Raw genomic sequence first — 653 nt, 5'->3', positions numbered from 1 at the left:
ATCAGGTGGGCACCCGTTGCCAGATAGGGAAGCAACGACATCCAGTTCTGTATCCAGATGCGATGGCGTTCGATCTCCTTTCTGGAGATAGTCTCCACACATGGTGCCGATCGAGCGGTCCGCTTCGTGATCTGTAAATCACGCATATCCGCCTGCTCCTCGGTATCGTCGTCAACGCTTAGCCATTGTTCCGTTCCATCGCGCATCACCCAGAAGTCAGCCAGTGGCTCCGACGCGGCTTCAACGGAAACTGCGGGCCGCTCGCAATAGGTCGTCACGCCCGGATTGGCCTCGAGCATGATCCATAGGCGAACCTGCATGGCCGAGGAGAATAAGACGGGACGTCGTAGTTTAGGCGCCCAGGCATGATGGAGCGTCTGCTTGGGAAGACGTCGAACGGGTAAAGGAACCGGCGCGTTCATGACATAAAGTTGACGCGTCAGAGATGATCAAACTTTAGTTCAATTTCGTGAAAAGTTCCAAGTTTAAGTCAATTGAAATTGACGCAAACACGCCACCTCCGCGGCCGACACCGCTTGTCCGACGCGGGATTCGGGCCTGGCATCGGTTTCATATTTAGTTCGATTGACAGTTGAGGCCGTACTGGCCGAGCGGCTCGACGCGTTGCACGAGGCGGGCGAACTGCCCGACCT

General features: G+C 56.0%; 1 pseudogene. It reads right to left on the bottom strand.

Annotated elements, in window-relative coordinates:
• Positions 1 to 299, bottom strand: a pseudogene (locus P7F28_RS10120) (hypothetical protein); the annotation flags it as partial.
• Positions 300 to 653 lie beyond the last annotated feature (354 nt).

The sequence above is a fragment of the Caballeronia sp. BR00000012568055 genome (assembly GCF_029439455.1).
Classification (GTDB): Bacteria; Pseudomonadota; Gammaproteobacteria; order Burkholderiales; family Burkholderiaceae; genus Caballeronia.
Note: the sequence above shows the minus strand (reverse complement) of the source record. Positions and strands in the feature narration are given on the sequence as shown.